Origin of the sequence: Polyangium fumosum, assembly GCF_005144585.1 — a bacterium.
Lineage (GTDB): Bacteria > Myxococcota_A > Polyangia > Polyangiales > Polyangiaceae > Polyangium > Polyangium fumosum.
Window position 1 is genome coordinate 76462 of record NZ_SSMQ01000005.1, and the last position, 24638, is coordinate 101099.

The window sequence follows — 24638 nt, forward strand, 5'->3', positions numbered from 1 at the left end:
CCCCTGCATCCCCCGCGCTGGGCACACGTGGCCCAGCGCACCCTCCTTTCCTCCCTCCGGCACAACACGACGTTACGCGAATCACATTTCGCTGCGTCGTGTCCCACCTCCCACGGAAGCCATGAAAACGGACTTGACTTTGAACTTCATTTTCAACAAATGTTGGAGCAGTTCGCGTCAAGGAAGTGTTCAAGCCAACATGATCGAACGAGCGGGTCATCTCCGACTCCTTTGCGGGCCCATCGTCACGGGGCGGCTCGCGGGAGGGGCGCGCAATGCCTGAGCCCTCGAATGCGCGCTGGCCTCTCTCGGCCGCGCAGCACGGCATCTGGTTGGGCCAGGAGCTCGACCCGACGCTCCCGATCTACAACGCGGGCGAATGCATCGAGATTGGCGGAGCCGTGGATCCGGCCGTCTTCGAGGCCTCGCTGCGGCAGGCGGTCACGGAGGCCGAGGCGCTGCACATGCGCCTTTTCGTGGCCGAAGACGGACCCCGGCAGCACCTCGCGCCTTCCCTCGATTGGCCCCTGCACCGGATCGACGTCGCCTGCGAAGCCGATCCGTGGATTCTCGTGGACGCATGGATGCGGGCGGACCTCGGAACGACCGTCGATCTGCGCCGCGGGCCGCTCTTCACGGAGGCCCTTTTCACGGCCGGCGCCGACCGAACGTACTGGTACCAGCGGGCCCACCACATCGCGCTCGACGGTTTTGGATTTTCGCTCATCGCGCGGCGCGTGGCGGAGCTTTATACGGCCCGCATCGAAGGCCGCACCAACACCGGCGCGCCGTTTGGCTCGCTCCTGCGCGTCGTCGAGGAAGACCTCGCCTACCGCGCCTCCCCTGCCTATGAGCGCGACCGCGCCTTCTGGACGCAACGTTTTGCCGATCGCCCCGTGCCGGTCAGCCTCGGCGTTCGTTCCGCCATGGCGTCGCGCAGCGCCTTGCGAAAAACCACATCGCTCTCCCCCGCCACGATGGAGCGAATGCAGGTGGTGGCGCGCAGCGCCGGCGCGAGCTGGCCCGACGTGATCGTCGCCGCAATAGCAGCCTATACGAATGCCATGACCGGCGCGCCGGAGATCGTCCTCGGCCTCCCGGTCATGGGCCGCCTGGGCTCCGTCTCCCTGCGAATTCCGAGCATGGTGATGAACATCGTGCCGCTGCGCGTCCCTGTCGCGAAAGGAACGAGCCTGTCCGCGCTCGTCAAGACGGTCGCCGACGAGATGCGCGCGATCCGGCCCCATCTGCGCTACCGGTACGAGCAGCTTCGCCGCGATCTCAAGCTGCTCGGCGGGGATCGGCGTCTGTTCGGCCCGGTCGTGAACATCATGCCGTTCGATTACGACCTGCGCTTCGCCGGCCACCGCGCCATCGCGCACAACATCTCCGCCGGGCCGGTCGAAGACATCGCGATGAACGTGTACGCGCGGTCGGACGGGCGCGGGCCTCGCGTCGATTTCGACGCCAACCCGGATTGTTACAGCGCCGAAGAGCTCGCGACGCATCAACAGCGATTCCTGGATTTCCTCGAAGCGGCCCTGTCTGCTCCCGCCCAGCCGCTCGCTGAATTCACGATCCCCGGAGCCGCGGCGCCTTCGACATCCACGGCAGAATCGCGACCCGGCGAGATCCTCGACGGCGGACCGCTGAACGCCCCGCCGCGTGACATCGTCGAACAAATCCTCGAGCACGCGCGCGCCAAACCCGACGCCGTCGCCCTGGAGCACGAGGGGCGACGAATGACGTATGGCGAGCTCGTTCTCGCAGCCCAGCGGCTCGCGGCCCGCCTCGTGGCGCTCGGCGCCGGCCCGGGCACGCTCGTCGCCTTGATGCTTCCCCGCAGCGTGGAGGCCATCACCGCCATTCTCGCCACGTTGTTCTCCGGCGCGGGATACCTGCCCCTCGATCCCAAGGGGCCGAACAGCAGAACGGCGGCGATCCTCGCAGACGCCGGCCCCGTGGCGCTGGTCACGAATTCTGAATACGCCGAGCAAGCGAAGCAGACCACGACGGCCCCGATCGTGCGGGCGGATGAGGACGTCCCCTCCAACCTGCCCGAGGCGCCGATTCGTGGAGGAGCCGAGCATCCGGCGTACGTGATTTACACTTCCGGCTCGACGGGCCGGCCGAAGGGTGTCGTGATCAGCCGTGCGGCCCTCTCGCATTTCGTGGCCGGCGCGACGCACGGGTATGGCTTCCGCCGCGACGATCGGGTGCTCCAGTTCGCGCCGCTGCAATTCGACGCGAGCGTCGAGGAAATCTTCGGGAGCCTGTGCCTGGGCGCCACGCTGGTCTTGCGCACGGAGGCGATGTTGCAATCGGTCCTCCGGCTGCTCGACGCTTGCGCCGAGCACGCCATCACCGTGCTCGACCTGCCCACGGCCTTCTGGCACGAGGTCGCCTGCAGCCTCTCGACCGGCGCGGCTTCCCTTCCCCCCAGCGTCCGCATCGTCATCATTGGCGGGGAGGCTGCGCTCCCGGAACACGTCGCGCGCTTTCGTCGCGCCGTCGGTCCCACAGTCAAGTTGTTCAATACCTATGGCCCCACGGAAGCGACCGTCGTGGCCACGTTCGCCACGTTGTGCGGCGGCGAAACCACGGCCGGACGTGACGAGGAAGTCCCGATCGGCACCCCCTTGCCCGGCGTCCGCGCGGCCATCCTCGACGCGGAGGGAAGGCTCGTCGCGCGGGGCGCCGTGGGGGAGCTGTATCTGATGGGCGGAGGGCTGGCCACGGGGTATCTCGGGCAACCGGAGCTCACGGCCTCGCGTTTCCCGACCCTCGAACACTTGCCCAATCAGCCGCGCGCTTACCGCACCGGGGACCTCGTCCGGCAAAACGAGGACGGCCTGCTCGTGTTCATCGGTCGTGTCGACGAGGAGCTCAAAATCAGCGGGCACCGCGTCGATCCGGGCGAAATCGAGACCGTCTTGCTTCGTTTCCCCGGCGTGCGCGAGGTCGCGGTGGTGGGATCCGTCCTGCCCGGGGGCATCAAGCGCCTCGCCGCGCACCTCGTGGCCGACGCTCCCCTGCCCTCCCCGGCCGCGCTCCGCCAGCACGCGCAATCGGCATTGGCTCCCGCCTCCATCCCTTCGGCCTTCCTCTTCACGGATCGATTGCCGCGGACCAGCACGGGCAAAATCGACCGTGCCGCCCTGCGCGACGCAGGCGCCACCCGCACCGCCGCGTCGAATGCCCCGGCGACGGACCTCGAAAAGATCGTGATGGGCGTCTGGGAGCAAATCCTCGGGGTTTGTGACCTCTCCGTGGAGGATGATTTCTTCGAGCGCGGCGGACAGTCCCTGCAAACCATTCAGGTCGCCACGCGCCTCGGCGTCACGCTCGGGCGCGAGATCCCCGTCGCCATGGTGTTTCGCCACCCGACGATCGCGGAGCTCTCGCGCGCCCTGGAACAAGCCGGGAGCGTCACGAAGGCCTCCGCGGGGCTCACGGAGGCCATGCTGGCCGATGCGGTGCTCCCCGAGGACATCGTCCCTCCCGCGCCCGCGGCCATGCCTTCGTCGCCCCGCCAGGTCGTATTGACGGGCGCGACGGGGTTCGTCGGGGTGCACCTCCTGCATGCCCTCTTGCAACGCACCACGGCCCGCGTGGTTTGTCTCGTGCGCGCTGCGGACGAGAAACGGGCGGCGGACCGGCTCCGCACCGCGTTGGAAAAACAGCACCTGCCGACAACGCATTTTGAGGATCGGGTCGTGGCCATGCCCGCGGATCTCGCCTTGCCCCGCCTCGGGCTCGGGGAGGAGACGTGGAACCGCCTGGCCTCAGAGTCCGACGCGATCTACCACGACGCCGCGATCGTCAGCCTCGTCCGTGATTATCGCAGCATGCGCGCGGTGAATGTCCTCGGGACCCGCGAGGTCTTGCGCCTCGCCACGACAGCACGCCCGAAGCCCGTCCACCATGTCTCGACGCTTGCCGTGGCGCCGTCGATCGCGAAAAACCCCGAAGTCCACGAGACGTTCGTCGCGGCGCACCCCGAGCTCGGCGACGGCTACAAGCAGAGCAAATGGATCGCCGAGCGCCTCGTCGAGCAAGCGGGCGAGCGTGGATTGCCGGTCGCCGTGTATCGCCTCGGCCGCGTCGTCGGCGCTCCCGAGACGGGGGTCGTCAACGAGCAGGACCTCGTCTTCCGCCTGATCCTCGCCGGCATCCCCAAGGCGACTTTGCCCGACCTCGACGTCTCCGAGACATGGACGCCCGTCGATTACGTGGCGCGCGCCATCGTCGAGCTCTCCCTCCCCGTGCCGTCGCGCGATGCCGTGTACAACCTGGCCCCCGCGCCCGACGTTCGGTTGAAGGACGTGTTCCGCTGGGTTCACGAGTATGGGTATGCCGTCGAGACCTGCTCCGTCCCGGCCTTCCGCGCTCGCCTTGGGAGCAACGCCGGCGCCGCCGAGAGCGCCACGCTCGCCTTTTTTGATCTCCAGGCAGATCCCGGAGAGCAGCCGCAAGCCTTCGGCCTGGGGCGCGTACGTTGTGACAACGTGATTCGTGGCCTGTCGGGCAGCGGAATCGATTGCCCCGCCATCGATCGTTCGCTCGTGTTTCGTTATCTGGATCATTGCGTCGAGACCGGCAAGCTGCCGCGCCCATCGAGCCGGCGAGAGGGCCGCGCCTGAAGCGACGCTCCACCCGAACCAAAGGAAATCTCGCATGACCTCACGGAAGCTTGGTGTAGACGAAGGCAGTCGGGAGCTGGGTCTCCCGCGCCCCATCGTCGGGGAATTGAAGCTCGATCGCTCGAATGCGTTGCTCGCCGATGCGCGCCGGTTGATCCCCGGCGTCACCCAGTCGCTCATGAAGCGGCCGGAGATGTACGCGCTCGGCTCGTTCCCGGTGTACCTCGAGACCGGCGAGGGCGCGCTCGTGCGCGACGTCGACGGCAACGAGTACATCGATTACATCTGCGGCCTCGGGGCGAACACGCTCGGGCACAACCACCCGGCTGTCGTCCGCGCCATTCGCGAACCGCTCGGCAACGGCGTGCTGCATTCGTTGCCCACGGAGATCGAGGTCACGGCCACGCGCGCGCTGGTCGATTTGATCCCCGGCGCGGAGATGGCCCGCTTCTTCAAGACCGGAGCGGACGCGACCTCCGCCGCGATCCGGCTCGCCCGCCACGTGACGGGGCGCGAAAAGGTCGTCACCATCGGCTACAATGGCTGGCACGATCACTTCATGTTTGACACGCCCGGCGTGCCGGCGGTGCTGCGCGACTACACCTATCGCATGCCGCTCATGGCCGAGGCCGAAGAGCAACCGCTGCTCGACTTGATCGCCCAGAAGGGCTCCGAAATCGCGCTCGTGCTGCTCTCGCTCCCCTACAAGCGCATCGTCTCGGCGGAGTTCTTGCGCACCTTGCGCGAGACCTGCCACGCCCACGGCGTGCTCTTCGTGCTCGACGAGGTCGTGACGGGCTTCCGGCTCGCGCTCGGCGGCGCCCAGGAGTATTACGGGATCGCGGCCGATTTCGTGTGTCTCTCGAAGGGCATCGCGGCGGGCATGCCGCTCTCCGCCATCGCCGGTCCGCGGGAGGTGATGAGCCGCCTCGCGGAGCTCCAGGTCTCGACGACGTTCGGCGGCGAAATGCTCTCCCTGGAGGTTTGCAAGGCTGTCCTCGGCGAATACCGGGACACCGATTACATCCAGCGGATCGCCTCCCTCGGCAAGCGTCTTCGGGAAGGCATCAACGAGAAGTCCAAGAAGATCGGGACACCGCTGCGCGTGGTCGGCTACGATGCGATTCCGTTCTTCCTCTTCGCGGACGATCTGCCGACGCACACGAAATTTGCGGCGCAGTTCGTCGGCGCCATGGCGACGCGCGGCGTGCTCCTGCGCCGCGACGTGAGCTTCATCTCGGGCGTGCACACGCAGGCGCAGATCGATTTCACCATCGACGCGGCGCACGACGCGCTCACCGAGATGGCGAAGCGCGGCGCATTCGAGGGCAGCCCGGCCGGCGCGAGGTCCTGAATCTCCGATGGCCCGTGCGCGTCGTCTTTCGTGCACCGGATGGGCCGGGGGCCTGGCCCTCGTCCTCTCGGTTTGTCCGCCCGCCCTCGCGCAGGACGCGGAGCCGAGTGGCTCGGCGCCTGCGCAGGCGAGCCCGACGACCGAGCGCACGGTGCACCCGCCCGAGCTTCTCGAAGTGGCCGAGGCGGTCTATCCGGAGCAGGCGCGCGCGGCCCGGCGGGAGGGCCGCGTGGTGCTGAAGCTCCGCATCGACGCAGCGGGGCACGTCACGAAAGCCGAAGTCGTGGAGCCGGCCGGAAACGGGTTTGACGAAGCCGCACAAGCGGCGGTATTGCGATTCCGTTTCACGCCGGCTCGCCGCGGAGACAAGGCCGTCGCGGCGATCGTCCTCTACGCCTACGAATTCAGGTTGCCGCCGGAGCCCGCCCCAGCCCCCGATGCCAGGCCGGCCACGGCCCCCACAGCACCCGAGCCGACGGCCCCCGCAGCGCCCGTCACGGTCGGTCCTGCCAAACCTCCGATCGACGTCATGGTCCGCGGCGCCTCCGAGGCCGACCGCCTGCGCCGGTCCGCGCAGGCGGTCCAGGTCATCGAAACCGAAGACGCGCAACGACGCACCGCGGACCTCGGCGAGGTGCTGGCGCGCGCCGAGGGCGTGGGGGTGCGCCGGGCCGGCGGGCTCGGCTCGAACGCGCGCCTCTCGCTCAATGGCCTTACGGGCGATCAGATCCGCCTTTTCCTCGACGGCGTGCCCCTTGACCTCGCCGGGTATGCGCACGGGATCACGAATGTCCCGGTCAACCTCGTCGAGCGCATCGAGATTTACCGCGGCGTCGTCCCCGTGCGTTTTGGCGCCGATGCCCTGGGAGGCGCGGTAAACCTCGTGACCGATGCGGACATCCGCGGCACGCACGCCTCGGCATCCTACCAGGTCGGATCCTTCAAGACCTATCGATTGACGCTGAGCGCCCGACATCTGCACGAGCCCAGCGGTTTTTTCGCGCGCGTGAATGGCTTTTACGACTACACGCAAAACGATTATCCGATCGACGTCGAGGTCTTCGACGAGAAAGGCCGCCTCTCGCCGGCCCGCGTACATCGGTTCCACGACGGCTACCGCGCCGGCGGCGGGAGCGTCGAGGTGGGGCTCGTCGGGCGCCCGCGGGTGGAGCGGCTCCTCCTGCGCGCCTTCTACACCGAGCATCAAAGGGACGTTCAGCATAATGCCCTCATGTCCGTCCCTTATGGCGCGGTCACCTACGGCAAACAATCCGCAGGCGCGCACCTCCGGTATGCGCAGCCCTTCTCCCGAAGGACCCGGTTCGACGCGGTGGCCGGGTACACGTACACGCGCACGGCATTCCAGGACCTCTCCACGTGCCGGTACGACTGGAACGGCCGTTGTGTCTTCGAGCTCCCGCAACGCGGCGAGATCGAGGCCCGCGCGATTGATCAGGTCATCCAGCAACACAACGCCTTCGCCCGCTTCAACATGGCCTGGAACCCCGCGCCCTGGCATTCGCTCCGCTTCGGGCTCTCGCCCACCTATGCCGCTCGAACGGGGAAAGACCACGCCATTGCCGCGACCGACTACGACCCGCTCACCGCGCAGCGAGGGCTCCTGAGCAGCGTGGCCGGCGCGGAATACGAAGCGCGTCCGTTCGCTGGAAAGCTCGCGAACATCGCGTTCGCCAAGGCCTATCTACAGATGGCCCGGACGAAGGAGCAACTGCCGAACGGCACCCTCCGTGACCTCGACCGTACGACCCAGCGCGGAGGGATCGGTGACAGCCTGCGGTTCCGCTTCTCCGAAGCCTTTTACGCCAAGGCATCGTACGAGTATGCCACCCGCTTGCCGAACCCGGACGAGGTGTTCGGCAATGGCGCGCTCATCATCGAGAACCTGCACCTCGAACCGGAGGCGAGCCACAATGTCAACCTCGGCCTCACCCTGGAGCGCGCCGAGACCGCCGCCGGCCTTTTTCGGTTCAACGTGAACGGCTTCGGGCGCTTTGCGGAGAACCTCATCGTCCTGCTCAGCAACGGCAATTATTTTCAGCACGAGAACGTCCTCTCGGCGCGATCGGTCGGCGTCGAGGGCGCGCTCGGCTGGACGTCTCCGGGGGATTGGGTCGCGCTCGACGGATACGTCACCTGGCAGGATTTTCGCAACACGGCGAGCGAAGGTGCATTCGGCAAGTTCGAGGGAGATCGCATCCCCAACCGCCCGTACCTGTTCGCCGGCGCGAGCGCCCGCGTGCAAGGGTCCGATTTGCTCCGGGCGCGCGACGCCCTCTCGCTCACGTGGCAGGCTCGTTACGTCGAGGCCTACTTCCGCGGCTGGGAGAGCATCGGGGCCGTGGATTCCAAGCTCGTCATTCCCTCGCAGCTCGTCCACACGCTCGCGCTCACGTATTCGATGAAGCACGGCGACGGCTCCGTCAGCGGGACCCTCGAGGTGCAGAACCTGACGGATGAAAAGGTCTTCGATTCGTTCGGGGTCCAGCAGCCGGGGCGAGCGGCGAACGCCAAGCTCGTCCTCGAGCTCTGACCCACCATTGCTTCCCAAGGAGATACATCCATGAAAAAAATGACGGCGCTTCTGATCACCCTTGCGTTTCCTGCGCTCGCCGCCTGCAGCGACGGTGACGGCGACGGCACCGGCGGCACCGGCGGCTCTGGCGGTACCGGCGGTCAGGGGGGCGGGGGCGGCTCCGCGACCGGCCCCCTGTATGCCCTCACGACCCAGGTCTTCGGCGCCAACGGCGGGGACAACACGAGCTATATCCTCGTGACCGACAAGCTCGGGGGCGACGCCACGCTCACGCTCGACAATGGCGTCGAAATCGCGGGCCGCGCTCTCGGTGTCGGGCCCGAGGACGGAGGCGCCGTGTTCATCGTGGGCGACGCCGGCCCGATCGTGACGCGTTACGACCTCCAGGCGGACGGCACGTTGCGCGCGGGCACCACCATGAGCTTCCAGGGCAAGGGAATCGCCACGATCGGCGAGTACCACGGGCAATTCCAGTTCGTCTCCGAGACGAAGGCGTATTTCTTCGACGGCGCCACGGCCCAGGTCATCGTCTGGAATCCGAAGGACATGACGATCACCGGGGACATCAAGCTCAATGAGCTCGTCATCGCGGATACCACGTTGACGTTCACGGCTGCGCCGCTGCGCCTGGGCGACGATGTCATCACGTTCGCCGCGTACCGAAAGGGACCGGAGGTCCCGAGCCGGTCGGCGGTCGTCGTCGTGAATGGCAAGACGGACCAGGCGACGGTCGTCACGGACGACCGCTGCGGCTACGTGCGTGATGGCATCGAAGGGCCCGACGGCAAGATCTATCTCGCCACGGAGGCCTACGGCTCGGCCGTGCACCGGTTGAACGAGGCCAATGCCGCGCCGCCCTGCATGCTCCGATTCGACCCGACGACGAAGACGTTCGACGCCGCGTTCCACGTCGAACTCAACACGCTCTTTGGCGGACAAACCGCCGGCTCGCTGATCCGCGGCCCGGGCAACGAGGCCTTCTTGCGGGTGCTCGACGAGAGCGTTTTCCCGATCATGCCGGACACGCACCCGCGCGTCCTCGCGAGCGCCTCGGCCTGGAAATGGGCGACCGTCACGCTCGGCGACACCCCGACGGCCGAGGTGCTCGACGCCGCCCCCAACAATGGGAGCGTCATTCCGCTGCAGTTCGGTGACCGGAGCTTCGTCTCGCTCTTCCAGGGCCAGGACTCCACGAAGCTCCTCGAACTCGGCGCGAAGGGCCCGGGGGAAATCGCGCTGAGCACGCCCGGCCTCGTCTTCTCGGGCCTGAAGACCCGATGACACCTCCGCAATCCGCGAAAGAGGCCCCTCCGCCGCGGACCGAGACCCCTCGCCGCCGAGGGTATGGCGCCGTCATGAAATTCATTCGGCGCCTCCACATGTATCTCGGCCTGCTCGTGTTTCCGTGGGTGCTCCTCTTCGGGATGAGCGGCGCGCTCTTCAACCATCCCGAGATCGGGCGCGACATCGAGCAGCGGGACCTCTCCGCGGCGGAGCTCGCCACGCTCACCGGAATGAAACCCTGGGATCCGGAAGACATCGCGCAGAAGGTCGTCGCGCAGCTCAATGCCGGATCCCCGGGGGGTTACGTGCTCGATTCGGGCGCCCCGCGCTCCTTCTCGGGCTGGCCGCTCCTCGCGACGCCGGCCCGGAGCGGAGGGCGCCACGTGCTTATCGTCAGCCTCGACGGCGGCGGCGCGACGGTCTCCACCCATGCCCCAGAGCCGAAATCCGATCCTCCCCCCTTCGCCGGCGCCACGGTCGATCTGCCCGGATACAAAATGGCGGCGGTGCAGGAGCAGGTGAAAGAGCTCCTGCCGAAGCTGGGCATCGACGCGGAGGCACCTTTGCGGGCGCATCCGAAGGCCCACCCCGAGCTACGTTTTCGCGTACGTGATGCCAATGCCCGCACGTGGAACATCGTGTACGACCTCAGCACGGGCCGCGTCGACGGCCGGCCGGCCGGCCCGGGCCAGCTCCGCTTCGTCGAGCTCCTCGAGAAGCTCCACACCACGCACCATTTCCCCATTCACGGGGACATGGCCTGGTTCTTCGCGCTCTTCGCGGACATCACCGGCATCACGCTCATCGTGTGGGCGCTCAGCGGCCTCGCGATGTGGTGGCAGATGAAGCCCACGCGGGTCCTCGGCGCGCTCGCGATCACGGTCGCCATTGCTGCCGCGGCGCTCGTCATGCGCGGGACGGCCTCGGAGATTCAATTCGGCAATGTGCGGGGCGACGGCCCCTGAGCACGGCGCGACGGCGGCGTCACACCCCCAGCGTGGCGCCGCCGTCGATGCAGAGATCGTGCATGGTGATATGCCGTGCCTGATCCGAGAGCAGAAACAACACCGCGTCCGCGACGTCGGCGGGCTCGGCGATCCTTTGCAGGGGAATCCCCACCTTGAACGCCGCGGGCGCGCCGTCGATCACGGCCTGCGCCCCGCTCCCGTCCTTCCACAACGATCGCTGCATCGGCGTATCCGTCGATCCTGGTGAGACCACGTTGCATCGGATGCCGTGCTTCGCGAGCTCGAGCCCGAGGCATTGGGTAAACATGGCGACCGCGGCCTTCGACGCCGCATACGCGGACATGTGCATGCGCGGCGTCCGCGCAGCGTTGGATCCGACCGTCACGATGGCCCCGGAGCGGCGCGGCACCATGTGCCGAGCCACGGCCCGGCACAGGTAGAATACCCCCCGAGCATTGACTGCGAAGGTCCGCTCCCAATCCTCGTCGCGCAGCGCTTCGATGGGACCCACATGCAGCACGCCCGCGACATTGACGAGGAAATCGATGGGGCCGTGCTCACGCTCGATCCGGTCCACCGTCGCGTCGACCGCCTCGCTGTTCGTGACGTCCGCGGAAAACGGCTCGACGCGCTGGCCGCTCGCCTGCATTTCGGCGACCACCTCACCAAGGCGCTTCGCGTTCGAATCCACCGCGGCCACCCGTGCGCCGCGGGCGGCGAGCGCTCGCACGACCGCCTCCCCGATGCCCTGCGCAGCGCCCGTCACAAGCGCGGTTTTACCCGTGAACGCCATGCGCCTCCTGCCCTTCCGGTCGGGGCCAGCGAGCGTGCTGCAATCGCGGCGAGAGCATGTCCCACCACTCTTCGAGGGTCGCTCGCTCGGCGAGCTCCACAAACGAAATCTCGATGCCTGCATTCCGGAGCCGCTCGACGAGCGTCATGAGGCGGATGGAATCGAGGCCCAGGTCGAGGAGAGAATCGCCGTCCAGGATCTCGGAGGTGGGCCGCTCCAAAAGCTCCGCGATCTCGCTGCGCAGGCGCTCGAGGTCGAATGGCGCCTCCTCCGGCGAGCCCTCCTCGAACGCATCCATCACGTCGCGGGTCGAGAGCACGATGCCGCACCGCTGCGCCACATAGGTCATGGCCATCTCGTGCCAGTTTCGCGTAAAATCGGACGTCGCGTCGGCCACGAAAAACGGCTGCACGTCGTTCATGAAAGCCTCGCCTGCGGTCAACATGCACCCGATGTGCGCGTACACGCCACAAATGATGAGCTGATCACGACGCCATCCACGCATGAGGTCGAGGAGCTGCGTGCGCTGGAATGCGCTGTAGCGCCATTTCTTGAGGACCGTGTCCTTGTCCTCCGGCGAGAGCACGTTCACGATGGGGTGCTTGTGCGGGTGCGCCGTCAGCCCGGGCCCCCAGAAATCCAGGAGGAGACCACGCTCCTCGGCCGTCTGCTCCGACGGCTGCATCGTATACACGACCGGGATCCCGAGCGCCCGGCACCGCTCGCGCACCTGCCGGATGTTCTCCAGCAGCTCGACGACCGGCGAAGCCTGGGTGTCATAATAATCGATGAAATACTGCTGCATGTCGTGGATGAGGAGGACGGCGCGGTCCCGGTCCAGCGTCCACGACATCCGGTTCTTCGGGAGCTCTTCCTTCCGCGGCATGAAATACGGCTGGATGCTGGGGATTCCCATGGTCGATGTTCTCCGAATCGTCACTGCCCCTTCGGGGCGATCTTGTCAGCGATCCATCGGCGGAGCGCCTTTTTGTCCACCTTCCCCACGCTCGTCTTGGGAAGGTCATCGATGAACTCGATGCGGTCGGGGATCTTGTAGGACGCGAGGCCACGCGCCCGCAGGAATGCGGTGACCTCACGCGCCGCGGGCGGCTGTTCACGCGCCACGACAAACACGCACGAGCGTTCGCCGAGAAATGCATCGGGCATGGCGACGAGCGCCGCGTCGCGCACCGCCGGATGGGCGAGGACGTGATTCTCGATCTCTTCGGCCGCGATCTTCTCGCCGCCGCGGTTGATCTGATCCTTCGCCCGCCCCTCCACGACGAGATGACCCGAAGGCGTTCGCCGCACGAGGTCCCCCGTGCGATAAAACCCGTCGCGCGTGAATGCCTTCTCGTTGTGGGCAGTGGCCTTGTAGTACCCACGGATCGTATACGGGCCCCGCGTGAGCAGGTGCCCCACCTCCCCGACCTCGACGTCACGGTCGTCGTCGTCGACGACCCGGACCTCGTCGTCCCGGGAAATGGGCCGACCTTGGGTCTCGATGATGACGTCCTCGGGGTCATCGAAACGGGTGTAGTTGACGAGCCCCTCGGCCATTCCGAACACCTGCTGCAAGGTGCAGCCGAAGGTGCCTCGCACGCGGCGCGCGACTTCCGCGCTCAGCTTGGAGCCGCCCACTTGCAACAAGCGGAGGCTCGAAAGATCGTGCCGTGTATTGCGCGCGGCCTCGAGCCAGACCGCGCAGAGAGGCGGCACGACGGAGGTCACCGTGACGCGCTCTTTTTCAATCCAGAGGAAGGCCTCGTCCGGGCTCGGGCGCCGGCTGAGGACGACGCGGCCTCCCGCATCGAGCACGCCCAGGCTCCCGGGCGAACTCAGCGTGAAGTTGTGCGCCGCGGGCAATGCCGCGAGATAAACGCTGTCTGCATCGAGCGCGCAGATCTCCGCGCTCGCACGGACGCTGTAGAGGTAATCGTCGTGCGTTCGGGGGATCAGCTTGGGCACCCCGGTGCTGCCGCCCGAGAGCTGAAAAAATGCGACGTCTCCGGGCATGGTCTCCGGGAGCGCCGCGCTCTCGCCGTACAGTCTCTCCAGCGCGGTGAACGCCCCCGGTTCGCCGGCGACGAGGACGTGCTTCACGGTCGGCGCCTCGGCCCGGATCTCCGCAGCGAGCGTGCGGTAATCGAATCCCCCGTCCTTGTCGGCGATGACGTACGCGACGGCCTCCGTGAATTGGCAAAAGTACGAAATCTCGGACCGTCGATGTGCAGGCAGGGCGAGCACGGGAAGCGCGCCGAGCCGGAACAAGGCGAAGCAGACCTCGAAAAACTCCACGACGTTCGGGAGCTGCACCACGACGCGATCCCGCGGGCGGATGCCCAGGCCGAGGAATCCCGCGGCAAGCTGCGAGGCGCGCGCGTCGAGCTCGCGATAACTCAAACGGCGCTTTTCGCCGACGAGCGCGATCCGATCGCCGAACCGTTCGGCCCGCGCGTGGAGCCATTCCCCGAACGTCTCTCCGAGCCAGTAGCCGGCTTCCCGGTACCGCTCGGCGAAATCGGCAGGCCACGGCGTGAACCCCTCGAACGGCTGCGTCTCGGGGACTGCATCGACGCGCATCAGAGGTCCTCCGGCAAGGAACCCAGGCCGAGCGCGGTCAGAACGGTGCGCATCTTGGCCGAAATCTCGGCGCGCTCGCGCTCGGGCACCGATCCAGCGACGAGGCCGGCCCCGGCGTACAGCCGAATCATGTCCCTGCTGATATCGGCGCAGCGAATGGTCACCGCCCATTCTCCGTCGCCTGACGCGTCACAATACCCCACGAGGCCCGTGAACAAGCCTCGATCGAAGGGCTCGAGCGCCTCGATGGCGGCGCGCGCGCGCGCCGTCGGATATCCACACACGGCAGGCGTCGGGTGCAGGGCCATGGCGAGCTGCAGCGACGAGGTCGAAAGATCCGCGAGCTCGCCCTTGATCGGCGTCGCGAGGTGCCACATGGCCTCCGTGTGCACGAGCGACGGGCACGACGGGACGGACAAACTCTGGCAGAACGGCTGAAGCGCGGCCGCGATGGCTTCGATGACGACCGCGTGCTCGCGCCGATCCTTCTCGGAGGCGAGCAGCGCGTTCGCCCGCCGTTGATCCTCCTCGGGATCCGGGCTCCGCGGCGCGGACCCGGCCAGCGGATTGGCGAATACGGTGTTTCCGGATCGCGACACCAAAAGCTCCGGGCTCGCTCCGATCAAGGTTCGCGGATACGTTGTGCCCGAGCTGCGCCCCTCGGGGAGCCGGACCGCGAACGTATACCCACTTGCGTTTCGCTTCGACAACCGCTCGAGCAGCGCGTGAAGTTCGACCGGCTGCGACAAACGCAGCTCCAGCATCCGGGAAAGGACCACCTTCGACAGCTCGTCGTCGCGTATCGCATCGAGGGCGCGCTCGACCCCGCGCAGATACACGTCCCGCTCGGGCGACATACGCATCCCCTCCACGGAAGCCGGCGGCGAAGGGCGCGGCGATATCGACGCCGCGTCCACGGGCCCGCCGACCCGGATGGCTGTCGGCACGAAGAGGTGAGCGGGGGAATTGGCCGCGAAGGGGAGCGCGCCGACCGCCATGGGACGGTCGTGCCCGGCCCTCTCGAGCCCCGCGAGCACCGTGGCGACGCGCTCCGCAAACGCTTCTGCGGGCGCCGAGCCGGACCGTGCGATGATCTCTCCCACGCCCTGCCCGAGGATCGTGCGGACCTTCGACGAAAAGTAGAACGACGATTCGAGGTCGTACGCTCCGAGGAGCTCTGTACCGCTGCGCGCCGAGGCAACGGCGGCTTCGGACGCCGGAATCGATGTCATGAATCGACTCTCCTTGCAATCTTGGACGGGGTCATGATCAAAAATGCGCGGGTTACAGGCTCGCCCGCATGCGGCGCGCGATGCAATACGAGAGTTCCAGCGCTTGCGCCTGGTTCAATCGTGGATCGCAGAGGGTCTCGTAGGCACGCGAGAGGTCCTCCTCGCGCACGCCGCCGCCGATGCATTCGGTGACGTCGTCCCCGGTGAGCTCGAAATGGACGCCGCCGAGGTGCGTTCCGCAGGCGTCGTGCGCGTCGTAGGTCTGCTCGATCTCGCGCATGATCGACCCGAACTCGCGGGTCTTGATGCCCGAGCTCGTGGTGATCGTATTGCCGTGCATGGGATCGCAGATCCAGAGCACACGCCGGCCCGCGCGCTTCACGACCTCGAGCAAAGGCGGCAACGTATCCTCGACGCGGTCCGCACCCATGCGCGTGATGAGCACGATGCGCCCGGGGATCTCGCGCGGGTTCAGCGTGTCGAGCAGGCGCAGGACATCGACCGGCGAGACGGTCGGCCCGAGCTTGATGCCGATCGGATTGCTGATGCCGCGGAGGAACTCGACGTGCGCGCCGTCGAGCGCCCGCGTGCGCTCGCCGAGCCACGGCATGTGCGTCGTCAGATCGTAATGCTCGTCCCGGGACGGCGCGGCGCGGGTCTGCGCGGACTCGTAATGGAGGTTGAGCCCCTCGTGGGACGTGAAGAACTCGATGCGGGAGAGCTCATTTCCCGCACCGCCGAGCGCGTCCATGCATCGGAGCGCGTCGCCGAGCTGCCGCGTCGTCGCCTGGAAGCTCTCGCGCACGGACAAGGGCAGGTCCTCGCGCTCGGAGAACGAGAGGTCCCAGCACTCCGGGTGCTTGAGATCCGAGAGCCCGCCGGCCGAGAATGACCGCACGAAATTGAGCGTCATCGCGGAGTGCTGGTAACAAGAGAGCATCCGCTCCGGATCCGGGCGCCGCGCCTCGGGCGTGAATTCGGGCCCGTTCACGAGATCGCCGAAATAACTCGGCAGCTCGACCCCGCCGCGGACCTCGGTCGGCCGCGAGCGCGGCTTGGCGTATTGCCCGGCGAAACGCCCCACGCGCACCACGGGCTTCCGGCCGCCGACGATGAGCACGAGCGACATCTTGAGCAGAATCTCGAGCTTGTTGACGATCGTATCCGCGCGACAATCACGCGTCGTCTCGGCGCAATCGCCGCCCTGGAGCAGGAAACGCCGGCCGAGTTGGGCATCCGCGATGAGCGATCGCAATCGCTCCACCTCCCACGAGCTCACGAGCGGTGGCAGCGCCTCAATCCGAGCTACCACGCGCTCGACCGCGACGGGGTCGTCGTACCGTATCGCTTGCGGGTCGGGCTTTGCTTTCCAGGACGTCGGGCTCCAGCCGCCCACGCGTGAAGAGGGGCGCGTGCGCGCGAGCGGGCGCTCCCCGGGCAGAGGCTCGGCGACCTCGTTGTCGGAGGAGATCCTCGCCGGCGTGCCCATGGCGATTTCGTGCATCATCGAAGACTTCCGGATCAGGTGTGCGCGGCGCGCTGTGGAACGGGGCTGCGCCCGAGCACCCAGAGAATGCAAAGCGCGAGGAGCGAGACGCTCACCGCGAGAAAACCCATGTGGCCAAAGCCGACCAGCGCCCCGTCCGGCGTCGTGGTGAGAAAAAGACCACTCATCCACGCGGCGAGGCCGGAGGCGCCGTCACTCGCCGCCATGTTGACCGCGAGGTAACGCCCGCGCAGCGCGGGCGGGACACGCGACGTGATGAGCGCGATCGTCGGAATGGCCCGTCCCGAAGTCAACGTCATGAAAAGGACGAAGACAGCGGCCACAATGGCCTTCGGCGAGGGCGTCAGGTGCGTGAACAGGAGAAAGGGACACCACGTGGCGACGAGCAACGTGCCCAGCACCCGGGGCGGGCCGTGACGGTCGACGAGGTGGCCAATCCAGCGCGAGCTGAAGAGCGTGGCCGCGCCGCCGCATAGATACACCCAGGACAGGTCCGAGAGACGAAGCCCGAGATTACCGACCATGAACGTGCTGAGGTACGGAATCAGCAAAAAGCCCGCAAAGACCACGCTGAACGTGAGCCCCCAGCCCAGCGCAAGCCCTGGCGCCCAGAGGGTCGGAGCGTCATCGCTCGTGCCCTTTTCGCGCGCCGTGGCGAGGTGACGATCGACGCGGGGTAGGATTCGCCAGGCGAGGAGCCACAGGACGCCGGCGAGCGCGCTGATGGCCCAGAAGGGCGCGCGCCAGCCCCATTGACTGGCGATCGAGAGCCCCAGCGGCACGCCGCCCACCGCCGAGAGGCCGTAGGACGACATCACGGTGCCAATGGCGCGACCGCGGCGCTCGGCCGGCACACAATCGGCGAGAATGGCCATGACGACGGCGCTCATCAGGCCTGCGCACGCGCCCGCCAATGTCCTCGAAAAGAGCAGCCACGTCGCGCTGGGCGCGATACCGCACGAAATCGTGGCCGCAACGAACCCCACATAAAGAAGCAAAAATGCGTGCTTGCGATCCCACCGATCCAGCCAGAGCACGCCGAGAAGGCCCATGATCGCCGAGGCCAGCGTGTAGGCCGACACCATCGCCCCGAAGCCCGCCGCCGAGATGCCGAAACGCTGGATGAGCTCCGGCCCGAGCGGCATCAGGATCATGAAATCAAGCGTGTGCGTGAACTGCACGGCAGCCAGCAGCCAAAGCAGATGTCGCTCATGCTTTGTTATGGGGGAATCGGCCACGAAAAGACTCCAGGAGGCGCCGGAGGGCGAGCCGACGCAGCGCGGGCGGGGCAACGTGACCCTACCTACAACCGCATACGACCTGCGATCTTGCTGAAAATGATAATGAGAACCATTATCAATTGTCAAGGCAACGGTGTTGCCCGCGACGAGATTTCGGGCCCCGAGGTGGAATTTTGCGATAAGGATGGAATATTATCAAACAACACGTGTTCCAGACCACAGAATCCGCACCTGCAAGCGTCCGCGAGGCGTGGCGCAAACGGGGCTTGGGCAGCGCGCTCGTCCCGTACGACATGGAAATGAGGGCGAAGACGGCGGTCACGTGGCGCTGGCCACGTGGTTCGTATCCGAGAGCGATGACGTGCGGACCTCGATAGACGCTTCGAGGCAAGAGCGATCGGCGCTCAAAGGTATCGATAGGTGCTCTTCGTGTACTCTTTGAGCCAGGAAGCGTCCAAAAACGTCATTCCGAGCGCGTGGTCCCCCTGCCATTGCAGGATACCGATACACCCTCGGTTCAACCGGTGCGGGCGCCAGAAGCCCACCGCGTTCAAGTGGTAGCTCTTGGTGGTCGGGCAGAACGAGATCTCCTGGCCTTCTTCATGGTAGTGCCCGCAGAAATGATACGCCGGCTGAAAGTTCTGGATGAATTCCCGAACGGCTGGGGACCCGGCGCCCGCATACTTGGGGTGGATGGCGACCGCCGCGTCCAGCGGCGGTTCATGCGACAAGAAGACATCGAGCCTCTCTTTCAAGGCGAGGAGCCGCTTGATGTCTTGCTTCGTGTAGCACTCCCCGCCGTCCGTCTTGACAGGGTTTCCGTCCTCGTCCGCGATCCCTCCCAGACCTGCGATCCGTAACGAATGCCCGCTCTTCTCGTACGTGAATGGCACACCGCTCTTGAGGTAATGAATTCTCCCGAAAGCATCCACGGGCACCGGCCCCTCGTCCGTGCCCTCCAGCTCGCACAGGTATGAAAAATCCTCGTGATTGCCGCGGATGAAAATCATGTCGGCGTCGATCCTGCGATGCTCCGACGCGCCGGGGTCCAAGATCTCCTCGGCCTCGGGCTCACCGTGAAAGTATGCGGTGAAGCCCAGCTCGTCCGGATCACTCTTCGCAAAGCGCTTGGTGGCCTTGTCCAATCGATAGGGTGGGGGAAAGGCCCCGAAATCTCCGACCTGCAAGATCAGATCGATCCGCTGCGCTTCCTCCTCCTGCCAGCGCTTCAACACGCGGTAGGCGAGCGTCAGGTGGCCGTGGGTGTCGCCCAGGATCGCGATGTTGAGGTGATTCATCCCATGTTGGTAAGGCAATTTATCATATCCTGTCAATGCCCCTCGAGCGTCGCAGGGTAGGATGCAGCCGATGACTCGGCGCGACCAGGGTCGAGAAAATCAGCTCGAAGCGGCGGTCCGGCTTCGCGCGAGGGCAATGTCGCGGATGGCGTTGTTGTCCATGCGAGCGCCGCCCTCTGCAACGATTTTCCACTTCGCCGCGGACAACGTGAGCCGGTTCAACCTGGGGCGCAACGTGCCTGCGAGGAACGCCGGCGACGCGCCCGTGGCGAACAGCAACGCGACGGCTTCGGCGAGCGCCGCCTGCGACGTCTGCTCCGCTCGCTCCAAAACCTCCTGCGCCGCGTCTTCTCTGTTTCGCGAGACAGCCTCCCCCAGAAGCTCTTTCACCGACATCTTCGCCTTGCGCTGCCGTTCTTCCCGTTCGAATCGACTCCGCTCCTCCTGTCTGCGCTCTGCTTTTCGGTCGCGAAGCTCGAGATAATAGTCGCCGAATCCTTCCTCCACGCGGTAGTCATCCGCGACGACGCGAGACGCGTACGCGGTCGCCCAAGCCACGAGTGAAGCCGCGTGCATGCGAAGGGGAGGCGAATCATCGTGGAGAATCTCGAACACGCGCCCGCTCACCGTGTTCACGGCGAGCCCATCGGCGTCGCGGCCGGCAAAAGGAAGCCAAGCATCCGAAAAGAGCTCGTCCTGCGTGAGCCCCGATTCCGGCACGGTCCGAGGGTTCTCGCGCAGAAACGCGAGCGCATACATGACGGTGTCCCTTCCAGAGAGCGCTCCTTCGATCGTGAAGAGGTCGAAAGCTCCGACGAAACCGTTCATCTCCTCGTGTTGTCCATCGTGGAGCGACCACAACGCACGCAGATCACGCCCCAGCGAAAACCCGAGCTCCGCCTCGGCGTCCCTCAATCGTTCCGCGCTCGCGCCGGGCGCGAGGTTCTGGACCAAAAGCTCCGCCCCATGGTTCGCCATCCATGCCTTGATCCGCTCGAAAGCCTCGGCCAGCAACTCTTCCGGTGTCATGGGCCGATGCGTAGCAAAACCGCGCACGTGCAAGCAAGCCCTGCCGCCCTGGCACGTGTGCGCGCTCGCTGATGAGGTCCGAGACACGCTCACCGCGCTCCTCCTGGATGACTCCGCGCAGAACGTACGTACCTGCCGCTCGTGGCGGATGCCATGACGAACTCCACGTAACGCACCGCCTCCGTCCTCCCACGTCCGCCATGGCTCCTCGGGGTTGCTGCCACTCCCTTGCGGGAAGTGCGGACCCTCGTCTGAATCGTCCCGCACGCGCTCGGCCCATCGCTGGGGACGCGAGGCTGGGTACCCCGTAAAACACGACGACGGTCGCCATTCTCGGAAAATGGGATCTTTGCAACAACCTCATTCGCGGAGCAAAGTCCCCGGCGCTGGGGGGGCGGCTTCGGCGTGCGCGTCGTCGATCGTGAATCGATCGGGACGTCGGGCGCTCGTCCATCCGGGAAGGAACCGATATGATGCAGAGGCTTGGACATCGATTCATTCTCGTGCTCGTTTCGTCGGCCCTCGCGGCCTGCGGCACCGGCACGGACGATCACGCGGAAGACGTCGGGACCGCCCCGGCCGCCCTCTCCCCGGATGGGCGGTACATCCTCAAGTTCAAGGATTTTTCAAAACGCAGCAGCGTGCTCGCGGCTGCGGGCGGGAAGCTCGAGCTCGAGCTCCCCGAGCACGGCGTCATCGCCGCCAAGCTCCCCGACGCGGCCGTTCAAGCCCTCGCAAAGAACCCAAACATCGAGTACGTCGAGGTCGACCCGCGACGTGAGCTCCTCACGCAATGGCCGCCTTATGGCATCGCGATGGTGCAAGCGTCGGATCCGGCCTTGGCGAGCCTGGACGACGGTCGCACGAAGATCTGCATCATCGATTCCGGTATTTATACCGGACACCCCGATCTTCAGGGCGTGCCCGTCTCGGGTTACAATGGAAACCTGCCCTGGAACGAGGACGGCTGCGGCCACGGCACGCACGTCGCCGGCACGATCGCCGCCGCGAACGACACGCAGGGCGTCGTCGGCGTCGCACCCGGCAACGTATCGCTCTATATCGTGCGCGTCTTCGGCAACAATTGCTCATGGGCGTATTCGTCGTCCATCATCAACGCGCTCGGCAGGTGCAGGGCGGCCGGGGCGAAGGTCGTCAGCATGAGCCTCGGCGGCACGGTAAAGAGCTTCTTCGAAGACCTCGCCTTCCAGGCCGCCTACAACGACGGCATCCTCTCGATCGCGGCCGCAGGCAATGCAGGCAATACGTCGACGACTTATCCGGCCGGATATGCTTCGGTCATGTCGGTGGCGGCCATCGACAGGAACAAGGCGCTCGCCGGCTTCTCGCAGCGCAATGCCGACGTCGAGATCGCCGCGCCGGGCGTGGAGGTCCTCTCGACCGTTCCGTGGGCGACCCCGAGCGTCGCGGTGGGCTCGAACGTCGATTCGGGCGGGCTCATCGAAGGCGCGGCGCAAAAGACCGTCACCGGCGCGCTCGTCCATGGCGGCCTGTGCGACAACGTCGGTGCCTGGGAGGGCAAGATCGTCCTTTGCCAGCGCGGCGTGACAGGCCTCGCGGCCAAGGTCGACAATGTGCGGAGCGGAGGCGGCGTCGGCGCGATCATCTACAACAACACCGCCGGCTTCTTCTCGGGCACGCTCGGCACGGGCGTCACGAGCACAATCCCGGCCATCAGCCTGCGAATGGAGGACGGCCAGGACCTCATCGCGAAGTCGATGGGCGCGAGCGTCACGCTGAACACGGCCCGGCTCGTGCCGGGTGGCGGGTACGAGTGGTGGAATGGCACGTCGATGGCGACGCCGCACGTCTCGGCCGTCGCGGCGCTCCTCTGGAGCCAGAAGCCGACGGCGACGAACGCTGCGATCCGCAATGCGATCGACTCGACGGCGCTGGACCTCGGGGCTGCCGGCCGCGATTCGTCGTTCGGATATGGCCTCGTGCAGGCGAAGGCCGCGCTCAACGCCCTGTTGGGTATCAGCAACGTCGCTGGAAGCGACAGCATCGAGGAAAGCAGCAGCGTCGACACCTGCAGGACCGCCGGCGAGAGCTGCTCGGACGACGCGGCGTGCTGCTCGGGCACCTGCCAGAATGGCAAGCAAGTCTGCAAATGAAGACGGTTCGCCGCGCGGTTCGCCGTCACCAACGCGGCACGCTCTCGCCCCCCCGGCGCGGCGGCATTCGACTCAGCGCGGGAAATCGGTCGAAATCGCGACGGCGCGCCACGCGTCGAGCTCCTTCGACACGAGGGCGTTTTTCGCCTCGATGGCCGCGACGGTGTCACTGCCGAGCGGCAGCCGGAGCGGGGGATTGTCCGCGCGGGAGAGCTCGACCACCACGCGCGCGAGACGCGTCGGATCGCCAGGCTGCTGAAGGCTCACCGATTTGGCGACCGTACGAACCTTGCCCGCCGTCTCGGCGTAATCGGCGATGACGGCATTCGATTCGACCACCGACTTCGCCTCCAGGAACTCGGTTCGGAAGTACCCAGGCTCCACGATCGTGACGGCGATCCCGAGAGGCGCGAGTTCGACGTGCAGCGCTTCCGAGATTCCTTCGACGGCGAACTTCGTGGAGCAATAGACGCCGAATCCGGGCGCGGACCGGTAGCCGCCGACCGACGACAGATTGAGAATGTGCCCCGATCGCTGTTTCCTGAGCACCGGGAGCACGGCGCGCGTGACCGCCAGGAGCCCGAAGACGTTCGTCTCGTAGAGCCGCCGCACATCCTCGCCGGACGTCTCCTCGACCGCGCCGATCAGGCCGTAGCCCGCGTTGTTCACGAGCACGTCGATCCTGCCGAAGCGCGCGAGCGCCGCCTCGACCGCAGCCGCGGCCGAGCTCTCGCTCGTCACGTCGAGCGCGACGGGCAAGAGGCCCTCCGCGTCCCCGAAGCGCTCGGCGATGCGCTTCGGATCACGCGCGGTCGCGACGACGTAGTCCCCCGCTGCCAGCGCGGCGCTCGTGATCTCCGCGCCGAGCCCTCGCGACGCCCCCGTGATGAACCAGACCCGCTTCGTTTGCTTCGTTTCCATGATGAGCTCCTTTCGACGAGGAGGAACCTAGCGCCGATCGATCGTGAAGAAAATCAGGCCAACGGTTGATGGGTCATGAAGTCCTGGTTCATAATCCGCCCATGGATGGCACATTCGACGGGCTCGCTGCGTTCCTCGCGGTGGCGAACCACAAGAGCTTCACGGCGGCCGCCGCCGGCATGGGGGTGTCGCCGACGGCGATGAGCCAGAAGATCAAGCTGCTCGAGCAACGCCTCGGCGTCGTGCTTTTCCAGCGCACGACGAGGCGTGTCTCGCTGACCGAGGCGGGGGCGAACCTCTTCGCGCGCCTGAAGCCCGCGCTCACGGAAGTCGAGGACGCGCTCGCCGCGCTCGGCGATTACCGCGGTCGCCCGTCGGGGCGGCTGCGCATCACGGCGCCGCGCGCGAGCGGAGCTTGGCTGCTCCCGCCGCTCGTCACGCGAATGGGTGAGCTCTATCCGGAGCTCTCCATCGAGATTTGCCTCGATGACGCCTTCATCGACCTCGTGGCGTCCGGCTTCGACGCGGGAATCCGGCTCGGAAACGCGATCGAGAAGGACATGGTGCGTGTCCCCATCACGAAGCACTCCGCGTGGTCGATCGTCGGCGCGCCGAGCTACCTCGCGCGGGCGGGGCGACCGCGCAAACCCGAGGAGCTGCTCCGCCATCACGCGATCCGCCAGCGCATGATCACGACCGGCGTCGTCTATCGGTGGGAGCTCGAACGGCAGGGCAAGCCGATGACGATCGACGTTCCCGGCACCGTCGTCGTCAATGACATCGGCCTCATGGTCGCGCTGGCCCTCGAAGGCGCGGGGCTCGCGTACGTGCCCGACGAGGCGATCGCCGACGCCGTCGCCGAAGGCCGGCTCGAGCGCGTGCTGGAGCCCTTCGTGACCCCCGGTCCGGGGTTCTGCCTCTACTTTCCCGCGCGCATGCAGGAGCAACCCAAGATGAAGGCCCTCGTCGAAACCTTGAAAAGCATGCGCGATGACCTCCTCGCCCGTGTACGGGGCGCGACACCCAAAACCAAAACCACGAGCACTGCGTCGCGGAGCAAGTAGTCGCCCCGGACGCTCCAGCTCCGCGGGCCCGG

The 24638-nt window shown here is 66.7% G+C and carries 16 protein-coding genes; 7 read left to right on the plus strand and 9 right to left on the minus strand.

The genetic code is table 11. The annotated features are described in order from the left end of the window. The first annotated feature begins 275 nt into the window (after window positions 1-275). The 5 genes from mxcG (at window position 276) to E8A74_RS06650 (ending at window position 10800) form a co-directional block, all read left to right on the plus strand. Window positions 276-4643, plus strand: coding sequence for a myxochelin non-ribosomal peptide synthetase MxcG (gene mxcG / locus E8A74_RS06630; RefSeq protein ID WP_136928075.1), 4368 nt, complete (start codon window positions 276-278; stop codon window positions 4641-4643). Between the two features lie 34 nt (window positions 4644-4677). After that, window positions 4678-5997, plus strand: coding sequence for an aspartate aminotransferase family protein (locus E8A74_RS06635; RefSeq protein ID WP_136928076.1), 1320 nt, complete (start codon window positions 4678-4680; stop codon window positions 5995-5997). A gap of 7 nt (window positions 5998-6004) precedes the next feature. Continuing rightward, window positions 6005-8548: a TonB-dependent siderophore myxochelin receptor MxcH gene (gene mxcH, locus E8A74_RS06640; protein WP_136928077.1), complete on the plus strand. Its 2544-nt coding sequence runs from the start codon at window positions 6005-6007 to the stop codon at window positions 8546-8548. A 30-nt stretch (window positions 8549-8578) separates the two neighbouring features. Continuing rightward, window positions 8579-9832 carry a hypothetical protein gene (locus E8A74_RS06645; protein WP_136928078.1) on the plus strand — a complete coding sequence of 418 codons (1254 nt, stop codon included), beginning with the start codon at window positions 8579-8581 and terminating at the stop codon, window positions 9830-9832. 74 nt (window positions 9833-9906) lie between these two features. Further along, the gene (locus E8A74_RS06650) at window positions 9907-10800 is read left to right on the plus strand and encodes a PepSY domain-containing protein (RefSeq protein WP_232379411.1); all 894 of its coding nucleotides are present in this window, start codon (window positions 9907-9909) and stop codon (window positions 10798-10800) included. A 19-nt stretch (window positions 10801-10819) separates the two neighbouring features. Here the strand turns inward: E8A74_RS06650 and E8A74_RS06655 are convergent, their stop codons facing one another. The 8 genes from E8A74_RS06655 to E8A74_RS06690 form a co-directional block, all read right to left on the minus strand. Then, window positions 10820-11596 (minus strand): 2,3-dihydro-2,3-dihydroxybenzoate dehydrogenase, encoded by a 777-nt coding sequence (locus tag E8A74_RS06655; protein ID WP_136928080.1) that lies wholly within the window; start codon window positions 11594-11596, stop codon window positions 10820-10822. Further along, complete coding sequence (locus E8A74_RS06660) at window positions 11580-12512, minus strand: isochorismatase family protein (protein WP_136928081.1); 933 nt, start codon at window positions 12510-12512, stop codon at window positions 11580-11582. The genes E8A74_RS06655 and E8A74_RS06660 overlap by 17 nt, the downstream gene beginning before the upstream one ends. Before the next feature lie 20 nt (window positions 12513-12532). Continuing rightward, window positions 12533-14179, minus strand: a complete 1647-nt coding sequence (locus E8A74_RS06665) for a (2,3-dihydroxybenzoyl)adenylate synthase (RefSeq protein WP_136928082.1) — start codon at window positions 14177-14179, stop codon at window positions 12533-12535. After that, window positions 14179-15411 carry an isochorismate synthase DhbC gene (gene dhbC / locus E8A74_RS06670; RefSeq protein WP_136928083.1) on the minus strand — a complete coding sequence of 411 codons (1233 nt, stop codon included), beginning with the start codon at window positions 15409-15411 and terminating at the stop codon, window positions 14179-14181. The genes E8A74_RS06665 and dhbC overlap by 1 nt, the downstream gene beginning before the upstream one ends. 52 nt (window positions 15412-15463) lie before the next feature. Then, entirely contained in the window at window positions 15464-16918 is a 1455-nt protein-coding gene (locus tag E8A74_RS06675) for a 3-deoxy-7-phosphoheptulonate synthase class II (protein WP_232379412.1), read from the minus strand. Between the two features lie 14 nt (window positions 16919-16932). Beyond that, window positions 16933-18156, minus strand: coding sequence for a myxochelin export MFS transporter MxcK (mxcK, locus tag E8A74_RS06680; protein ID WP_170228907.1), 1224 nt, complete (start codon window positions 18154-18156; stop codon window positions 16933-16935). Between the two features lie 407 nt (window positions 18157-18563). Beyond that, on the minus strand, window positions 18564-19457 hold the full coding sequence (locus E8A74_RS06685; protein WP_136928084.1) for a metallophosphoesterase family protein: 894 nt from the start codon (window positions 19455-19457) through the stop codon (window positions 18564-18566). A 99-nt stretch (window positions 19458-19556) separates the two neighbouring features. Continuing rightward, a complete protein-coding gene (locus tag E8A74_RS06690; protein WP_136928085.1) occupies window positions 19557-20486 on the minus strand; it encodes an SMI1/KNR4 family protein in 930 nt (309 codons plus the stop codon). 470 nt (window positions 20487-20956) lie between these two features. On the opposite strand from E8A74_RS06690, the gene E8A74_RS06695 reads away from it, so the two are divergent. Continuing rightward, entirely contained in the window at window positions 20957-22621 is a 1665-nt protein-coding gene (locus E8A74_RS06695) for a S8 family serine peptidase (RefSeq protein WP_211365303.1), read from the plus strand. Between the two features lie 72 nt (window positions 22622-22693). Here the strand turns inward: E8A74_RS06695 and E8A74_RS06700 are convergent, their stop codons facing one another. After that, a complete protein-coding gene (locus E8A74_RS06700) occupies window positions 22694-23542 on the minus strand; it encodes an oxidoreductase (protein ID WP_136928086.1) in 849 nt (282 codons plus the stop codon). Window positions 23543-23643: 101 nt separating this feature from the next. On the opposite strand from E8A74_RS06700, the gene E8A74_RS06705 reads away from it, so the two are divergent. After that, complete coding sequence (locus E8A74_RS06705) at window positions 23644-24606, plus strand: LysR substrate-binding domain-containing protein (protein ID WP_136928087.1); 963 nt, start codon at window positions 23644-23646, stop codon at window positions 24604-24606. The last annotated feature ends 32 nt before the right edge of the window (window positions 24607-24638 follow it).

Bases quoted from the DNA above. Each gene is read 5' to 3' on its own strand.
- mxcH (WP_136928077.1), top strand. From the start codon at position 6,005: ATGGCCCGTGCGCGTCGTCTTTCGTGCACCGGATGGGCCGGGGGCCTG.
- E8A74_RS06635 (WP_136928076.1), top strand. From the start codon at position 4,678: ATGACCTCACGGAAGCTTGGTGTAGACGAAGGCAGTCGGGAGCTGGGT.
- E8A74_RS06700 (WP_136928086.1), bottom strand. From the start codon at position 23,542: ATGGAAACGAAGCAAACGAAGCGGGTCTGGTTCATCACGGGGGCGTCG.
- E8A74_RS06675 (WP_232379412.1), bottom strand. From the start codon at position 16,918: ATGATGCACGAAATCGCCATGGGCACGCCGGCGAGGATCTCCTCCGAC.
- E8A74_RS06645 (WP_136928078.1), top strand. From the start codon at position 8,579: ATGAAAAAAATGACGGCGCTTCTGATCACCCTTGCGTTTCCTGCGCTC.
- E8A74_RS06705 (WP_136928087.1), top strand. From the start codon at position 23,644: ATGGATGGCACATTCGACGGGCTCGCTGCGTTCCTCGCGGTGGCGAAC.
- E8A74_RS06650 (WP_232379411.1), top strand. From the start codon at position 9,907: ATGAAATTCATTCGGCGCCTCCACATGTATCTCGGCCTGCTCGTGTTT.
- mxcG (WP_136928075.1), top strand. From the start codon at position 276: ATGCCTGAGCCCTCGAATGCGCGCTGGCCTCTCTCGGCCGCGCAGCAC.
- dhbC (WP_136928083.1), bottom strand. From the start codon at position 15,411: ATGACATCGATTCCGGCGTCCGAAGCCGCCGTTGCCTCGGCGCGCAGC.
- E8A74_RS06695 (WP_211365303.1), top strand. From the start codon at position 20,957: ATGATGCAGAGGCTTGGACATCGATTCATTCTCGTGCTCGTTTCGTCG.
- E8A74_RS06665 (WP_136928082.1), bottom strand. From the start codon at position 14,179: ATGCGCGTCGATGCAGTCCCCGAGACGCAGCCGTTCGAGGGGTTCACG.
- E8A74_RS06690 (WP_136928085.1), bottom strand. From the start codon at position 20,486: ATGACACCGGAAGAGTTGCTGGCCGAGGCTTTCGAGCGGATCAAGGCA.
- E8A74_RS06685 (WP_136928084.1), bottom strand. From the start codon at position 19,457: ATGAATCACCTCAACATCGCGATCCTGGGCGACACCCACGGCCACCTG.
- E8A74_RS06655 (WP_136928080.1), bottom strand. From the start codon at position 11,596: ATGGCGTTCACGGGTAAAACCGCGCTTGTGACGGGCGCTGCGCAGGGC.
- E8A74_RS06660 (WP_136928081.1), bottom strand. From the start codon at position 12,512: ATGGGAATCCCCAGCATCCAGCCGTATTTCATGCCGCGGAAGGAAGAG.